The sequence below is a fragment of the Nocardia sp. CWNU-33 genome (assembly GCF_046764895.1).
Lineage (GTDB): Bacteria > Actinomycetota > Actinomycetes > Mycobacteriales > Mycobacteriaceae > Nocardia.
This window is the reverse complement of the sequence record NZ_JBKOQN010000023.1, coordinates 1-14,379: the sequence shown is the minus strand read 5'-3', so window position 1 is coordinate 14,379 and position 14,379 is coordinate 1. Positions and strand designations below refer to the sequence as shown.

Genomic DNA, 14,379 nt, shown 5'->3' with positions numbered 1-14,379 from the left:
CCGACCGGCATTGTTTCCTCAGCCGCGTGCGGCCTTGATCAGATCCTCGCGGCTGGTGAACTTGACCCGAGGGCGGCCGGAAGCCTTGCCCGCCGACTTCTCCGCCAGATCGATCGCCTTCCAGCCCTGCCGGTCGACCAGGTCGGCCTGGCGCTCGCCGAGCAGCGCCTTCAGTGCGGCCCGATCGGCCTGCGGCACACCGAGTTTGCCAGTGGTGAAGTCGGCGATCAGCTGCTCGACGGTCTCCTCGGAGTCGATCCGGTTGGAGCCGATCACGCCGCGCGGACCGCGCTTGATCCAGCCGCTGACGTACACGCCCGGGATCGGGATGCCGTCGTCGCCGAGCACTCGTCCGTGCTCGTTGGGCACCACCGCGCGCCGCTCGTCGAAGGGCAGGTCCTTGATCGGTTCGCCCTTGTAGCCGATGGACCGCAGCACCAGTGAGGCCTCCACACTGTCGGTGCGCTCGGTCGCCCGGGCCACCAATTGGCCGCCCTCTTCGACCAATTCGTTGTGCACGAATTCGACCGTCTCGACGTGCTCGGCGCCGGTGAGCGCCGTCGGCGAGCCCAGGTAGCCGAACACGATCCGCTTGTTGGCCGGATCGCGCCGACCCGCGGCGTACTCCTTCGCCAGGGTGTACTTGAGCTGCAGCGACGGCTCGACCTTCGGGTCGTCCAGCAATGCCTGGCTACCCGTGTCGAGGGCAAGATCGGCCTCGTCGACGACGATGTCCACACCCTTCAGGTGGGCCAGCGCCAGGAATTCCGACGAGGTGTACGCCGCTTGCAGTGGGCCACGCCGGCCGAGCACGACCACTTCGCGAATATTGCTGCGGCGCAGCGCATCCAGGGCGTAGTCGGCGATGTCGGTCTTGGCGAGCTCGTCCGGATCGACGGTCAGCACACGCGCGACATCGAGGGCGACATTGCCGTTGCCGACGATCACCGCTCGCTCGCCGGAGAGATCGAACTGGCGGTCCGCGTAATCGGGGTGTCCGTTGTACCAGGCGACGAACTCGGTCGCGGAGTGGCTGCCCGGCAGGTTCTCACCCGGCACGCCCATGTGGCGGTCGGTGGCAGCGCCGACGGCGTAAATGACGGCGTGGTGGTGGGCCATCAGTTCCTCGTGCGTGATGTGCGTGCCGACCTCGACATTGAGGTAGTACTGCAACGTCTCCCGCCGGAACGCGGACTCGAACAGACCCGAGACGGTCTTGGTGCCGGGATGGTCGGGGGCGACGCCCGCGCGCACCAGACCCCACGGCGTCGGCAGCCGGTCGAACATCTCGACCTCCACGTCGGCGCGGCGCAGCAGCTCGTCGGCCGCATAGCAGGCCGCGGGTCCGGCGCCGACGATCGCGACCCGCAGGGTGCCGAGGTCCTTGGGCGGCCGCGCAGGCGTCACGATCGGATCGAAGTTCGATTCGAGCGGGTGCCGTTGGAAGTACGCGGCATTGATATCGCGATACCTGGCTAGCGACGCAGTCAGATCATCTTCGGAGAAGATGGCCTCCACCGGGCACGCGTCGACACAGGCACCGCAATCGATACAGGTGTCAGGGTCGATGTAGAGCATCTCGGTCGTCGCGAACTCCGGCTGATCCGGTGTGGGACGAATGCAATCGACCGGGCACTCGGAGACGCAGCTGGCGTCGTTGCAACAACGCTGCGTGATTACGTAGGCCATAGTGTGCAGATCCTCGAAAATGTGCGTGGGCTGTAGGCCACCCAAGGGTTGAAGATGGGCAGAAGCGTTACAACAGTGGACCCGCGGGAGTGTCCCGCAGGGCACCGCGTTGTGACGCCGCTTTCAGTTTGCCTCGAGTGTGGTTCACGCCTCTCGGCCGGAGGCCCTACGGTATCCCTATGGTGCGGACTCTGATCCTCATGCGGCACGGCAAATCGGCCTATCCGGACGGTGTCGCCGACCACGAACGCCCGCTCGCGGCGCGCGGAGAGCGCGAAGCGGGCTTGGCGGGGCAATGGTTGCGCGATACTCAGCCGCCGATCGATGCCGTGCGGTGCTCGACCGCGACACGCACCCGGGAAACGCTGGCCGCCGCCGGGATCGACGCGCCGGTCGTCTATGAATCCGGCATCTACGAGGCCTCGCCGCGGACTCTCATCGAACTGGTCCAGCTCAGCGACGACGCCGTCTCGACCTTGCTGGTGATCGGGCACGCGCCCGGAATGCCGTGGACGGCATGGGAGCTGGCGGGCAACCGCGACTCGATGCAGGCGGTCGAGCTCAGCAGGAAGTTCCCCACCTCGGCACTCGCAGTGCTCGAATTCGACCGCCCGTGGGCGGACGTCGACCCGGGCACCGGAGAGCTCGTGCGCTTCCACATTCCGCGCTGAGAAATTCCTCGGTTCCACGCTGACCAACTCCCCGGCCACGTTGCGGACGCCCGGCGGCATCGGCCTCGATGTCAGTGCCGCAGCTTGCCGCCGACGACAACGACAACGCCGAGCACAACAAGCAGCACGAAGGCGGCGAACCCGCCGACCAGCCACCAGACGAGACCGAACGCGACGACGAACGGCGCCACCGCGATGGCGGTGATCACCGGGCTTTCCTTGACCGTGGCCCAGGCGGCACGTGCCTTGACCCGATCGATGTCCTTACCTGGCATGCTCCCAGCGTAGGCGCGAAACCCGAACTTTGTCGGGCCTCGGTGGGATGCTCGGGACTATGGATTGGAAAATCGAGCTCGTCGCCATTCCGGTCACCGACGTCGATCGGGCCAAGGACTTCTACACCAAGATCGGCTTCAATGCCGACTTCGATGAAAGCCCCACCGAGGACATCCGTTTCGTACAGCTGACCCCGCCCGGTTCCGGCTGTTCGATCTGTATCGGCAGGGGCATCACGGAGGCCGCGCCTGGCAGCGTCGAGGGCATGCAGGTCGTCGTCGCCAGCGCCGAAGCGGCCTACCAGCAGCTGGTCGCGGCCGGCGTGGAGGCGTCACCGGTCAAGGACATGGGCTGGGGCCTGTTCACGTTCTTCGCCGATCCCGACGGCAATAAGTGGGCCGTCCAGGAACTGCCGAAGCGCGACTGACCCGTCCGCCTCGGCGCACCGCCCGTTCGACGGCGTTCCGATTTGCCGGAAGAATAGCCTTGCTTGGAGTGCGCTCCAGGCGAGTAGCGTCGTCGGTGTTCCACGGGAAGGGCGAGTGCAGTGAGTGAAACTGCAAGTCAGAGTGTTGTCAGTGCCGACAGGGAGCGCCCGAGGTACTCGATCGGCGATGCTGCCGAACGCTCGGGCCTGAGCCGGGACACCTTGCGCTGGTACGAGCGGATCGGACTGATGGACTACATCGGGCGCGATCACACCGGGAAGCGGCGGTTCAGCGACCGCGATCTGGAGTGGCTCGCGCTGATCGGCAGGCTTCGCACGACCGGCATGTCGGTGGCCGATATGGTCCGCTACGCCGAACTGGTCCGGGCAGGCGATTCCACGTTCCCGCAACGGCTCGAGATGTTCCGCAATACTCGCGCCGAGGTACTCGCCAAGATCGATGAACTGCGCCAGACCGTGGCCGTGCTGGACTACAAGATCGACGTGTACGAGGGCAAAGCCTCGGCGATCCGACCGGCAATTCTTACCGCACACCACAGCGCGGGCCTCGAGGCGTGACCTCCGCGACCATCGACCCGCACACGAGAGCAGGAGATCATCTGTGTCCACGCTGACGCTCAATGTCCGATTCCACGCGAAGCCGGGACGGGAGGGCGACCTGCGCGAGACGCTGGAGGCCCTTGTCGCACCGACGGTCGCCGAGGCAGGCTGCCTACGCTACGAGCTCTACCTGCACCCGACCGATCCGAGCCGGATGGTGCTGCTCGAGGAGTGGGTCGACGCAGCGGCCCTTGCAGAGCATTTCGCGACACCGCACCTGAAGCAGGGCGCGGCAGCGCTCGCGGAGATCCTGGCCGAGCCGTTCCAGATTCGGCGGTTCAGCGAGATCTCCTGAGCTCGAATACCAGGGCAGCGCGGGCGATCTGGAGCACAGTCCGACCAGGTCGCCGTGCTGCTGCTCTACTATCCGGGCTCATGGAGTCCCGAGGCCACGACGACGACCACGTCTGGATCGACAAGCAAACACCCGATGCGTTTCGCGCACTCAACACCGTCGCGAGCGCGGTCCGTGCCGCGGGCGCCGCAGCGGGGCTCGATCGCAGGCTCATCGAACTGATCAACGTTCGCGTTTCGCAGATCAACGGCTGCGCCTTCTGCCTGGACGTGCACCATCGTGCCGCTATCGCCGCAGGCGCCACCGAGCGCGAACTCGCCGTACTGCCGGCCTGGCGCCGCACCGAGCTGTTCACCCCGCTCGAATGCGCCACCCTCGCCCTCGCCGAGCTCACCACCACATTGCCGGATCAGCCGACGATGGAGCGTGAGTACGCTTTCGCGCGGAAGCATTTGTCGGATGATCAGGTTTCCACCGTCATCTGGGTCGCGACGACGATCGGCGCGTTCAACCGGGTGTCGATCATGAGCATGCATCCGGTGCGCACGCGGAAGGAGAGGGCGAACATGACCGAATCGGCTCCGGAGAGCAAGGTCGTCCGCAATGACGAGAAGGACCGCTACGAGGTCTTCTACGGCGGCGAACTCGCCGGTTTCAGTGAGTACGAGGAGCGCGACGACGAGACGGTGTTCATCCACACCGAGATCGATGGCGCTTTCTCCGGCAAGGGTCTCGGCAGCATTCTCGCTGGGCAGGCCATCGAGGACGTCATCGCGCGTGGCCGGGTGATCCGGCCGCTGTGCCCGTTCATCAAGGCCTACCTCGAGAAGCACCCGCAGTACGACGAACACGTGGTCGGCAAGGGCATCACACGGTGAGCGATCTGGATCCGCACCCCGAGGAAGCGCTGTGCGAGGCGGGTCCGTGGCCGGGTCCGGTGACCGAGTTCTTCCCCGCACGTGAGGTGCCGCTCGGCGGTGTGCGCGGCGTTTTCGTCGAACGCGTACTGCCGCAACGTGATCTGCCGACCGTCGGGGCATGGTGTTTCCTCGATCATTTCGGGTCGCCGACCGTCACCAAGACGGGGGCTTCCCCCGATATCGACCCGCACCCGCACATCGGCCTGCAAACGGTGACCTGGCCGTTCGACGGCCGGATCCGGCATCGCGACTCGGTCGGGTCCGATGTGGAGATCGAGCCGGGCCAGCTGAACCTCATGACCTCGGGACGTGGCATCGCGCATTCCGAATACAAGGTCACGGGCGCGCACTCGGGGCACGGGCTGCAATTGTGGATCGCCTTGCCTGGTGACCGAGCCGCGATCGAACCGCACTTCGAGCAGCATCGCGAACTACCGGTGTACGCGACGCCCGGCGTGCGTGCGATTGTGCTGATGGGCTCACTCGGCGGTCACACCTCACCGGCGATCGCCTACACGCCCCTCGTCGGCGCGGACGTGCGGATCGAGCCGGGCACCGAGACCACCCTTCCGCTCGAACCCGGCTTCGAATACGCGGTGCTGGTGATCGAGGGCGCGGTCACCGTAGCGGGCGCCGAGGTCGGTGCGGGCCCGCTGCTGTACCTGGGCACCGAGCGCACCGAACTGCCGCTCAGCAGCGCGAACGGCGCACACTTCGCGCTGATCGGCGGCGAGCCGTTCGGTGAGGATCTGGTGATGTGGTGGAACTTCGTCGGCCGCAGCCACGAGGACATCGTCACCGCCCGAAATGACTGGGAGAACCGGAATATCGAACGGTTCGCCGATATCGCGGGCCACCCGCCCGAGCAGCGGATCCCGGCGCCACCCCTGCCCGGACTGTATCTGAAGCCGCGCAAGCGTCGAATCGGACCTGCTCGCACCTGATTTCGCCGTTCGACAGTCCGGCCCTGCCTCGATCGATGACGCAGGGCCGGATTGCTCGGTGCAGAAATATCTTTCGGATGGCTCACGCACCCTTGGTGAGCAGCGCGTCCAACGCCCGATAGCTCGCGTTGAGCCCGGTCTCCATGCCGGACTGCAGCATTCCGTCGCGCTCCTGCGGGGTGTGATACTGGCTGACGGTCACCACCTTTGTTCTGACGTCGCCGAGATCGACGAAAGTGGCGCTGTCGATAGCGATATGGGCGGGCATGCCGTCCCATTCGAAGGACTGCACGATCCGCTCCATCGGCGTGATCTCACGGAATCGGCCCTCGAAGCCGTGTACTTCGCCGTCGGAATGCTGGACGAAGCGGTAGTGGCCGCCCTTGCGGAATTCCCAGCGCTCCACGTCGAAGCGGTCGCCGCCGCCCCACCACTGGACCAGCTGCTCGATCCGGCTGTAGGCGTTCCACACCCGCTCGAGTGGCGCGTCGAAGGTCCGTTCGATGTGGATCTCGCGTTCCACGGGGGTGGTAATCGTTGCGTCGGTTGTGGTGCCTGTGCTCATTGGTCGTGCTCCGTTCGCTCGAGGAATTCACCGAGACGGTCCATCCGGGCTTCCACCATGCGCCGATGTTCCTGCATCCACGCCAGCTCGCGATCGAAGACATTCGCGCCGAGCCGGCAATATCTGACCCGTCCGCGCTTCTCCGTGACAACCATGCCCGCGCCCTCCAGCAGGTGGATGTGCTTCTTGATGCCGGTGAGGGTCATCTCGAAGCGCTCCGCCAGTTCACTGACCGATGCGGGCCCCTGCCCGAGGTGCTGCAGAATCCCGCGCCTGGTGGGATCCGCGAGCGCCCCGAACGATTCGTCGAGGAAGTCATACTGAACCATCTAGTTCAGTAGCAACTCTCGGCACTCATCCCGTCAATGCCTTGTCGCCGGAGATTCCGCAGAGCAGGTCCTGATGCCCGTTGAGCTCGCTCGCCCCCGGGCCAGCGGTGGCCGGATCCTGTGGAGCACACACGTATAGCGAGGCTGGACACCCGGCGCGCAAAAAATCGCTCTACAAATGATGTGGTCCGTTCCTAGGATGTCGTCAGCGGGATCGCGCGATCCCGCAGGATGCGGACCGTGGCAGAGCGGCCCAATGCAGACCGGCAGCCGGAGGAACCTCGGCTGCCGGTGTGATGGAGACGAGCGGTCCTGCTCCGATCCGTCCGCGGGTTCGAATCCCGCCGGTCGCCGCATCCGCCCAGGATTTCACCCTGTCGGCTGTTGACCTCGACGGCTATCGGTGGATGTCGTCGGACACCAGGGTCTGGGTTCCGATGACGCGCAACAGGTCCAGCTTGTCGGCGGCATCCGTGCCCGGGCGCGGCAAATAGACGAGCAGCCGTTGGGCCGAGTTCGGCGTCAGCAGGGGTTCGCAGACGGTGTCGATCAGGCCGACCTGGGGATGCAGAATCCGCTTGGTGTCGGCAACCCGCACCGCCACTTCGTGTTCGTTCCACAGCCGCTCGAATTCCGCACTCGCGGCACGCAGTTTGCGCACGTACTCGGTGACGTCGGCATCGCCGGAGCGACGCGCCGCGGTAGCTCGCAGGTCGGCAACGTGGCTGCGGCCCAACCGATCCCAGTCTTCCTCCGGGAAGATCGACCTGGACCGCGGCTCGGTGAACCAGCGCCACGAGTAGTACCGCTCCATGCCACGTCGATTTCCGTGGTCACCGACGAGCAACATGTGCATCCGATTCTGCACGAGCACCTCGCCGAGGTCGGTGACCACCGCGGCCGCGGTGTCGTCGAGCTTGGCCAGCACGTGCAGCAGGCCGGGGCCGACGTGCTTGTCGCCCAAGTCGCCGCCGGGGGCCGCGTGGTCGCAGAGGTGGTAGAGGTGATCGCGCTCGTCGCTGCTGAACCGCAATGCTCGCGCCAGCGACGCCAGCACCTGGGTCGAGGGTCGCGGACCTCGCGACTGCTCGAGCCGGGTGTAGTAGTCGGTGGACATGCCCGCCAGCAACGCCACCTCGTCGCGGCGCAGCCCGGGGGTGCGACGCCGGACGCCCGGCGGCAGGCCGACGTCGGCCGGCGTCAATTGCTCGCGGCGGCGACGCAGGAAATCGGCCAATTCGGATCGGTCCATGTCTCCACTGTGCCCGAACCCGATACCGCGAGCCAGGGATCGCCGCTCCCCCGATAAGCGATCTCTGCCGCCATCCTTGGATGTACATCAGGCTTTGTCCCATGACGACATCGAAGATCTCCACCACGCAGCTCGGCAGCACCGGACCGACCGTCAGCCGTATCGGTCTCGGCGCAATGGGCATGTCCGGCATGTATGGCGCCGCCGACGACGCCGAGTCGACCGCGACCATCCATGCCGCACTCGACTCCGGCGCCAACCTCATCGACACCGGCGACTTCTACGGCGCAGGCCACAACGAGATGCTGATCGGCAAGGCCATCGCCGAGCGTCCCCGCGAGGACGTGATGCTCAGCGTGAAGTTCGGCGCGATGCGCGGTCCCGGTGGCACCTGGGACGGCTTCGACAGCCGCCCGGCCGCGGTGCGCAACTCCCTCGGCTACAGCCTGCAACGCCTCGGCGTCGACTACGTCGACATCTACCGCCCCGCCCGCCTCGACCCGAACGTCCCGATCGAGGACACCATCGGCGCGATCGCCGAACTCATCGAGGCCGGCTATGTCCGCCACATCGGACTGTCCGAGGTCGGTGCGGACACCATCCGCCGGGCCGCCGCCGTGCATCCGATCGCGGATCTGCAGATCGAGTATTCGCTGATCTCCCGCGGCATCGAGGCCGAAATCCTGCCCGTTGCTCGCGAGCTCGGCATCGGCATCACCGCCTATGGCGTGCTGTCCCGTGGCCTGCTCAGCGACAGCGTACGCCGGGAAACGACCTTCGCCGCCAACGACTTCCGCGCCCACAGCCCGCGCTTCCAGGGCGAGAACTTCACCCAGAACCTGAACCTGGTCGATGCGCTGGCGAAAATCGCCGCGCAACAGGGTGTTTCGGTGGCGCAACTGGCCATCGCGTGGGTGTTGACCCGAGGCGAGGACATCGTCCCGGTGATCGGTGCTCGCCGCCGTGAGCGGTGGACCGAAACCCTGGGCGCACTGGATGTGCAGCTCAGCGCCGAAGAGCTGGCCGTCATCGAGGCGGCGGTGCCAGCCGATCAGATCGCGGGCGACCGCTACGCCACAGCACAGATGGCGCTACTGGACAGCGAGCGCTGAGGTGCTCGACACGAAGCGCTGAGTGCGACATCGGGAGGATGCGCGCACCGCTGGTGACGCACCCTCCCGATGGCTCGCACGAGCCGGTTCTATTGCCGCTTGGGGCGAATAACAGCGGTGAATGCCGCTGTGGCGACGACCTTTCCCGTGCCGTCGGCAATGCTCACCGGAACCTCCAGTTCGATCGCGACGCGGGCCGCGATGTCCGCTCGGACCTTCGCGAGGGTGTCGGCCGATACCTCGGAGGTCGCCAGAAACGGCCCCGCCGCGCCTTTCGCGCGCGCCAGATATTCGATCCGCCCGTCCCTGGCGACGATGAATGTTTCCCCCATCAGATCGACGATGCCGGAGATGGACGCCCCCATCGCCGCCGTCTCCGCCAGCCCGAACAACACCGCGGCATGCAGATCACCGTTGTGGTTGAAGTGCTCCGAATGCGGCGCAATCGACACAACATTGCGGCCAGGACCGAACTCCACCCCTTCGATGCCGGCGTACTGGATGAAACCCAGCTTCTGAAACCCGGCCATCACCAGCTCGCCCATGGTTGCGCTGTCCATCGAATCTCCCACCAGCCTCAAACTGAAACGTGTTCCACTTTCATACCCCGGGGCCTTCGCGGTTGTCCATGCTTGGGAGACCACCTGAGCAAGCTCGATAGCGCACCGGTTCATGACACTGTCCGACTCCGCCTGCGACATCACATCGAAGGGCGAACCCAACCGTTCCTGGGCTGACGCCGGCCGGCCCGAACGCACATCGGCCCCCGCTCCAGCAGGAGCGGGGGCCGAATGTTGTTGCAGGCTACCGAATTACCGGTAGTCGCTGAAACCGTAATCGTCCAGCGGGACCGCGGCACCGGTGGTGGCGCCGAAGCTGTCCGGGCTGTAGTAGGTGTCGTCGTAGGACGGCACCGCGTACGCCGCGGCACGGGCTTCTTCGGTCGGCTGCACCGTGATGTTGCGGTAGCGGTTGATACCGGTACCGGCCGGGATCAGCTTGCCGATGATCACGTTTTCCTTGAGGCCGATGAGCTTGTCCGAGCGGCAGTTGATGGCCGCGTCGGTCAGGACTCGAGTGGTCTCCTGGAAGGATGCCGCCGACAGCCACGAATCGGTCGCGAGCGACGCCTTCGTGATACCCATCAGCACCGGGCGACCGGCCGCGGGCTCATTGCCCTCGGCGACGACGCGACGGTTGGAGGCCTCGAACTCGGAACGCTCGGTGAGCGAGCCGGGCAGGAACTCCGTGGCACCGGAATCGATGATCGTCACGCGACGCAGCATCTGGCGCACGATGACCTCGATGTGCTTGTCGTGGATCGACACACCCTGCGAGCGGTAGACCTCCTGGACCTCGTGGACCAGGTGGATCTGCACCTGACGGGGGCCCATCACGCGCAGCACCTCGTGCGGATCCGCCGCGCCTTCCAGCAGCTGCTGGCCGACCTCGACGTGGTCACCGTCGGAGAGCAGACGCTCGGTGCCGTCGTCGTGCTTGAAGACACGCAGACGCTGACGCTTCGAGAGCTTGTCGTAGACAACCTCTTCGCCACCGTCATCCGGGATGATGGTGATCTTGTAGAAGCGATCGTCGTCTTCCATCCGCACGCGGCCGGAGACCTCGGCGATCGGAGCCTTGCCCTTGGGCACGCGGGCCTCGAACAGCTCCTGGACACGCGGCAGACCACCGGTGATGTCCTCGCCTGCGACACCACCCTGGTGGAAGGTACGCATGGTCAGCTGGGTACCGGGCTCACCGATGGACTGCGCGGCGACGATACCGACGGCCTCACCGATGTCGACCAGCTTGCCGGTCGCCATCGAGCGGCCGTAGCAGGTCGCACACACGCCGGTGCCGGTGGTGCAGGTCAGCACGGAGCGGACCTTCACCTCGGTGATGCCGGCCTCCAGCAGCGCCTCGATGGCCGGGTCGCCCAGGTCGGCGCCCTTGGCGATGACGAGGTTGCCCTTGGCGTCCACCGCGTCCGATGCCAGGGTGCGCGCATACGCGGAGGTCTCCACGTGCGCGTCCCGGATCAGCGAGCCGTCCGCCTGCTTCTCGGCGATCGTCACGATGATGCCGCGCTCGGTGCCACAGTCGTGCTCACGCACGATGACGTCCTGCGAGACGTCCACCAGACGACGGGTCAGGTAACCCGAGTCGGCGGTGCGCAGCGCGGTGTCGGCCAGACCCTTACGCGCACCGTGGGTGTTGATGAAGTACTCCAGAACCGTCAGGCCCTCACGGAAGGAGGACTTGATCGGCCGCGGGATGAACTCACCCTTCGGGTTGGTAACCAGGCCCTTCATACCGGCGAGGGTACGAGTCTGGGTGAAGTTACCGGTCGCGCCCGACTCGACGATCGTGATGATCGGGTTGTCCGGCGGGTAGTGCGCACGCAGCGCCGTACCGACCTCTTCGGTCGCTTCCTGCCAGATCTTGACCAGGGCGCTGTTGCGCTCGGTGTGATCGAGCGCGCCACGCTGGTACTTCTTCTCGATCTGATCGGCGAGCGCCTCGTAGCGCTCCATGATCTCGGCCTTCTCCGGCGGCACCAGCACGTCGGACATCGAGACCGTCACACCCGAACGCGTGGCCCAGTGGAAGCCCGCGTCCTTGAGCTTGTCGACGGTCTGCGCGACCACGATCATCGGGTAGCGCTCGGCCAGATCGTTGATGATCGTCGCCTGACGCTTCTTGGGCATCTGCTCGTTGATGAACGCGTAGTCCGCGGGCAGCAACTCGTTGAACAGCACCCGGCCCAGCGTGGTCTCCGCGAGCCACGCGTCACCGCGGTTCCAGCCCTCCGGGAACAGCTCCGCTTCGATGTCCTTCGGCGGGCGCTGCTCGGTGAGCCGCACCTTGATCAGCGAACGCACGGTCAGCTCATCACGGTCGACCGCCATCTGCGCCTCGGCAGGCGAGGAGTACACGCCCTGCTCGGAAGCGTCCTTGGAGGCCGGCTGGTAGGAACCCTTCGCGCCCTCGACGAGGCGAGTCAGGTAGTACAGGCCGGTCACCATGTCCAGACGCGGCATGGCCAGTGGACGACCCGAGGCGGGCGAGAGGATGTTGTTCGAGGACAGCATCAGGATGCGGGCCTCGGCCTGCGCCTCCGCGGACAGCGGAAGGTGCACGGCCATCTGGTCACCGTCGAAGTCGGCGTTGAACGCTTCACAGACGAGCGGGTGCAGCTGGATCGCCTTACCCTCGACGAGCTGCGGCTCGAAGGCCTGGATGCCGAGGCGGTGCAGGGTGGGCGCACGGTTCAGCAGGACCGGGTGCTCGGCGATGACCTCTTCGAGGACATCCCACACCTGGGGACGCTGACGCTCGACCATCCGCTTGGCGGACTTGATGTTCTGCGCGTGGTTCAGGTCGACCAGACGCTTCATCACGAACGGCTTGAACAGCTCGAGCGCCATCAGCTTGGGCAGACCACACTGATGCAGCTTCAGCTGCGGACCGACGACGATGACCGAACGGCCCGAGTAGTCGACGCGCTTGCCGAGCAGGTTCTGACGGAAACGCCCCTGCTTGCCCTTGAGCAGATCGCTCAGGGACTTCAGCGGGCGGTTACCCGGTCCGGTGACCGGACGGCCACGACGGCCGTTGTCGAACAGCGCGTCGACGGACTCCTGCAGCATCCGCTTCTCGTTGTTGACGATGATCTCGGGCGCGCCGAGGTCGATCAGTCGCTTGAGGCGGTTGTTGCGGTTGATCACGCGGCGGTACAGGTCGTTCAGGTCGGAGGTGGCGAAACGGCCACCGTCGAGCTGAACCATCGGACGCAGCTCCGGCGGGATCACCGGGACAGCGTCGAGCACCATGCCCATCGGCGAGTTGCCGTTGGTCTGGAACGCCGCGACGACCTTGAGGCGCTTGAGCGCGCGCAACTTCTTCTGGCCCTTGCCGCTGCGGATGGTCTCCCGCAGGCTTTCGGCCTCGGCGTTGATGTCGAAGTTCTCCATCAGCTTCTGGATGGACTCCGCACCCATGGCGCCGGTGAAGTACTCGCCGTAGCGGTCGACCAGCTCGCGGTAGAGCACCTCATCAACGATGAGCTGCTTCACCGACAGCTTGGTGAAGGTGGTCCAGATCTCCTCGAGCCGATCCAGCTCACGCTGGGCCCGATCGCGGAGCTGACGCATCTCGCGCTCGCCGCCGTCCTTGACCTTGCGGCGGACGTCGGACTTGGCGCCCTCGGCCTCGAGCTCGGCCAGGTCGGCCTCGAGCTTCTGGGCGCGGGCCTCCAGGTCGGCGTCGCGCTGGTCGGCGACCGCCTTCTTCTCGACCTCCATCTCGGCTTCGAGAGTGGAGAGCTCGTTGTGGCGCAGCTCGTCGTCGACGCCGACGATCACGTAGGCGGCGAAGTAGATGATCTTTTCCAGATCCTTCGGCGCCAGGTCGAGCAGGTAGCCCAGACGCGAAGGCACGCCCTTGAAGTACCAGATGTGGGTGACGGGAGCGGCCAGCTCGATGTGGCCCATCCGCTCACGACGCACCTTGGCGCGAGTCACCTCGACGCCACAGCGCTCACAGATGATGCCCTTGAAGCGGACGCGCTTGTACTTGCCGCAGTAGCACTCCCAGTCCCGGGTCGGACCGAAGATCTTCTCGCAGAAGAGCCCGTCCTTCTCCGGCTTGAGCGTGCGGTAGTTGATGGTCTCCGGCTTTTTCACTTCGCCGAAGGACCACTGCCGAATGTCTTCGGCGGTGGCCAGGCCGATCCGGAGTTCATCGAAGAAGTTGACGTCTAGCACGTAACTTCCTTTCCCCTATTCGGGTCGAATTCGAGCAAAAAGTTCACTAGTTGGTGGAACGCGGGGCCGAATGCCGTTCGAAGTGAACGGCATCCGGCCGACCGCCTAGTTCGCCAGGTCGTCGACGGTGGCTGCTTCGTTCCTGGACAGGTTGATGCCCAGGTTCGCCGCCGCGCGCTCCAGGTCCTCGTCGTCGCCGTCGCGCATCTCGATCGCGGCGCCGTCGGAAGACAGCACCTCGACGTTGAGGCATAGGGACTGGAGTTCCTTGAGGAGCACCTTGAACGACTCCGGGATGCCCGGCTCCGGAATGTTCTCGCCCTTGACGATCGCCTCGTAGACCTTCACGCGGCCGACGACGTCATCGGACTTGATGGTGAGCAGCTCCTGCAGCGTGTAGGCCGCGCCATAGGCCTGCATGGCCCAGCACTCCATTTCGCCGAAGCGCTGGCCACCGAACTGCGCCTTACCACCCAGCGGCTGCTGGGTGATCATCGAGTACGGGCCGGTCG

At 65.8% G+C, this 14,379-nt stretch carries 14 protein-coding genes, 1 tRNA gene and 2 pseudogenes; 9 read left to right on the top strand and 8 right to left on the bottom strand.

What is annotated here, in order from left to right; all coding sequences use genetic code 11:
• Positions 1 to 18 precede the first annotated feature (18 nt).
• Complete coding sequence (locus tag ACLMAL_RS26900) at positions 19 to 1,689, bottom strand: FAD-dependent oxidoreductase (RefSeq protein WP_412001626.1); 1,671 nt, start codon at positions 1,687 to 1,689, stop codon at positions 19 to 21.
• 179 nt (positions 1,690 to 1,868) lie between these two features.
• Between ACLMAL_RS26900 and ACLMAL_RS26895 the strand changes: the two genes are divergently transcribed.
• On the top strand, positions 1,869 to 2,360 hold the full coding sequence (locus ACLMAL_RS26895) for a SixA phosphatase family protein (RefSeq protein ID WP_412001625.1): 492 nt from the start codon (positions 1,869 to 1,871) through the stop codon (positions 2,358 to 2,360).
• A gap of 71 nt (positions 2,361 to 2,431) precedes the next feature.
• On the opposite strand, the gene ACLMAL_RS26890 is transcribed toward ACLMAL_RS26895, so the two are convergent.
• Positions 2,432 to 2,635: a hypothetical protein gene (locus ACLMAL_RS26890; protein WP_412001624.1), complete on the bottom strand. Its 204-nt coding sequence runs from the start codon at positions 2,633 to 2,635 to the stop codon at positions 2,432 to 2,434.
• 59 nt (positions 2,636 to 2,694) lie between these two features.
• On the opposite strand from ACLMAL_RS26890, the gene ACLMAL_RS26885 reads away from it, so the two are divergent.
• The 6 genes and pseudogenes from ACLMAL_RS26885 (at position 2,695) to ACLMAL_RS26860 (ending at position 5,843) form a co-directional block, all read left to right on the top strand.
• Positions 2,695 to 3,063 (top strand): VOC family protein, encoded by a 369-nt coding sequence (locus ACLMAL_RS26885; RefSeq protein WP_328406546.1) that lies wholly within the window; start codon positions 2,695 to 2,697, stop codon positions 3,061 to 3,063.
• A 120-nt stretch (positions 3,064 to 3,183) separates the two neighbouring features.
• Entirely contained in the window at positions 3,184 to 3,642 is a 459-nt protein-coding gene (locus tag ACLMAL_RS26880; RefSeq protein ID WP_412001623.1) for a MerR family transcriptional regulator, read from the top strand.
• 43 nt (positions 3,643 to 3,685) lie between these two features.
• The gene (locus tag ACLMAL_RS26875; protein ID WP_412001622.1) at positions 3,686 to 3,979 is read left to right on the top strand and encodes a putative quinol monooxygenase; all 294 of its coding nucleotides are present in this window, start codon (positions 3,686 to 3,688) and stop codon (positions 3,977 to 3,979) included.
• Positions 3,980 to 4,059: 80 nt separating this feature from the next.
• Positions 4,060 to 4,533, top strand: a pseudogene (locus ACLMAL_RS26870) (carboxymuconolactone decarboxylase family protein); the annotation flags it as partial.
• Positions 4,510 to 4,857, top strand: a complete 348-nt coding sequence (locus tag ACLMAL_RS26865) for a GNAT family N-acetyltransferase (protein ID WP_412001675.1) — start codon at positions 4,510 to 4,512, stop codon at positions 4,855 to 4,857. The pseudogene ACLMAL_RS26870 and the gene ACLMAL_RS26865, both read left to right, overlap by 24 nt.
• Positions 4,854 to 5,843, top strand: coding sequence for a pirin family protein (locus ACLMAL_RS26860; RefSeq protein ID WP_412001621.1), 990 nt, complete (start codon positions 4,854 to 4,856; stop codon positions 5,841 to 5,843). The genes ACLMAL_RS26865 and ACLMAL_RS26860 overlap by 4 nt, the downstream gene beginning before the upstream one ends.
• An 82-nt stretch (positions 5,844 to 5,925) precedes the next feature.
• On the opposite strand, the gene ACLMAL_RS26855 is transcribed toward ACLMAL_RS26860, so the two are convergent.
• Positions 5,926 to 6,408, bottom strand: a complete 483-nt coding sequence (locus ACLMAL_RS26855) for an SRPBCC family protein (RefSeq protein WP_412001620.1) — start codon at positions 6,406 to 6,408, stop codon at positions 5,926 to 5,928.
• On the bottom strand, positions 6,405 to 6,737 hold the full coding sequence (locus ACLMAL_RS26850) for an ArsR/SmtB family transcription factor (protein WP_412001619.1): 333 nt from the start codon (positions 6,735 to 6,737) through the stop codon (positions 6,405 to 6,407). Before ACLMAL_RS26850 ends, ACLMAL_RS26855 begins: the two co-directional genes overlap by 4 nt.
• A 233-nt stretch (positions 6,738 to 6,970) precedes the next feature.
• Here ACLMAL_RS26850 and ACLMAL_RS26845 point away from each other — a divergent pair.
• Positions 6,971 to 7,090, top strand: a tRNA-OTHER gene (locus ACLMAL_RS26845).
• Between the two features lie 44 nt (positions 7,091 to 7,134).
• Here the strand turns inward: ACLMAL_RS26845 and ACLMAL_RS26840 are convergent.
• Positions 7,135 to 7,989, bottom strand: coding sequence for a helix-turn-helix transcriptional regulator (locus ACLMAL_RS26840; protein ID WP_412001618.1), 855 nt, complete (start codon positions 7,987 to 7,989; stop codon positions 7,135 to 7,137).
• A gap of 101 nt (positions 7,990 to 8,090) precedes the next feature.
• Between ACLMAL_RS26840 and ACLMAL_RS26835 the strand changes: the two genes are divergently transcribed.
• Positions 8,091 to 9,101: an aldo/keto reductase gene (locus ACLMAL_RS26835; RefSeq protein ID WP_412001617.1), complete on the top strand. Its 1,011-nt coding sequence runs from the start codon at positions 8,091 to 8,093 to the stop codon at positions 9,099 to 9,101.
• Positions 9,102 to 9,190: 89 nt separating this feature from the next.
• Here the strand turns inward: ACLMAL_RS26835 and ACLMAL_RS26830 are convergent, their stop codons facing one another.
• The 3 genes and pseudogenes from ACLMAL_RS26830 to ACLMAL_RS26820 form a co-directional block, all read right to left on the bottom strand.
• On the bottom strand, positions 9,191 to 9,661 hold the full coding sequence (locus ACLMAL_RS26830; RefSeq protein ID WP_412001616.1) for a PaaI family thioesterase: 471 nt from the start codon (positions 9,659 to 9,661) through the stop codon (positions 9,191 to 9,193).
• 252 nt (positions 9,662 to 9,913) lie between these two features.
• A complete protein-coding gene (locus ACLMAL_RS26825; protein WP_406233561.1) occupies positions 9,914 to 13,867 on the bottom strand; it encodes a DNA-directed RNA polymerase subunit beta' in 3,954 nt (1,317 codons plus the stop codon).
• Between the two features lie 105 nt (positions 13,868 to 13,972).
• Positions 13,973 to 14,379: pseudogene (locus ACLMAL_RS26820) on the bottom strand (DNA-directed RNA polymerase subunit beta); the annotation flags it as partial.

Coding starts and splice junctions, on each gene's coding strand:
- ACLMAL_RS26855 (WP_412001620.1), bottom strand. CDS start 6,408: ATGAGCACAGGCACCACAACCGACGCAACGATTACCACCCCCGTGGAA.
- ACLMAL_RS26865 (WP_412001675.1), top strand. CDS start 4,510: ATGCATCCGGTGCGCACGCGGAAGGAGAGGGCGAACATGACCGAATCG.
- ACLMAL_RS26850 (WP_412001619.1), bottom strand. CDS start 6,737: ATGGTTCAGTATGACTTCCTCGACGAATCGTTCGGGGCGCTCGCGGAT.
- ACLMAL_RS26830 (WP_412001616.1), bottom strand. CDS start 9,661: ATGGACAGCGCAACCATGGGCGAGCTGGTGATGGCCGGGTTTCAGAAG.
- ACLMAL_RS26835 (WP_412001617.1), top strand. CDS start 8,091: ATGACGACATCGAAGATCTCCACCACGCAGCTCGGCAGCACCGGACCG.
- ACLMAL_RS26895 (WP_412001625.1), top strand. CDS start 1,869: ATGGTGCGGACTCTGATCCTCATGCGGCACGGCAAATCGGCCTATCCG.
- ACLMAL_RS26890 (WP_412001624.1), bottom strand. CDS start 2,635: ATGCCAGGTAAGGACATCGATCGGGTCAAGGCACGTGCCGCCTGGGCC.
- ACLMAL_RS26885 (WP_328406546.1), top strand. CDS start 2,695: ATGGATTGGAAAATCGAGCTCGTCGCCATTCCGGTCACCGACGTCGAT.
- ACLMAL_RS26900 (WP_412001626.1), bottom strand. CDS start 1,689: ATGGCCTACGTAATCACGCAGCGTTGTTGCAACGACGCCAGCTGCGTC.
- ACLMAL_RS26840 (WP_412001618.1), bottom strand. CDS start 7,989: ATGGACCGATCCGAATTGGCCGATTTCCTGCGTCGCCGCCGCGAGCAA.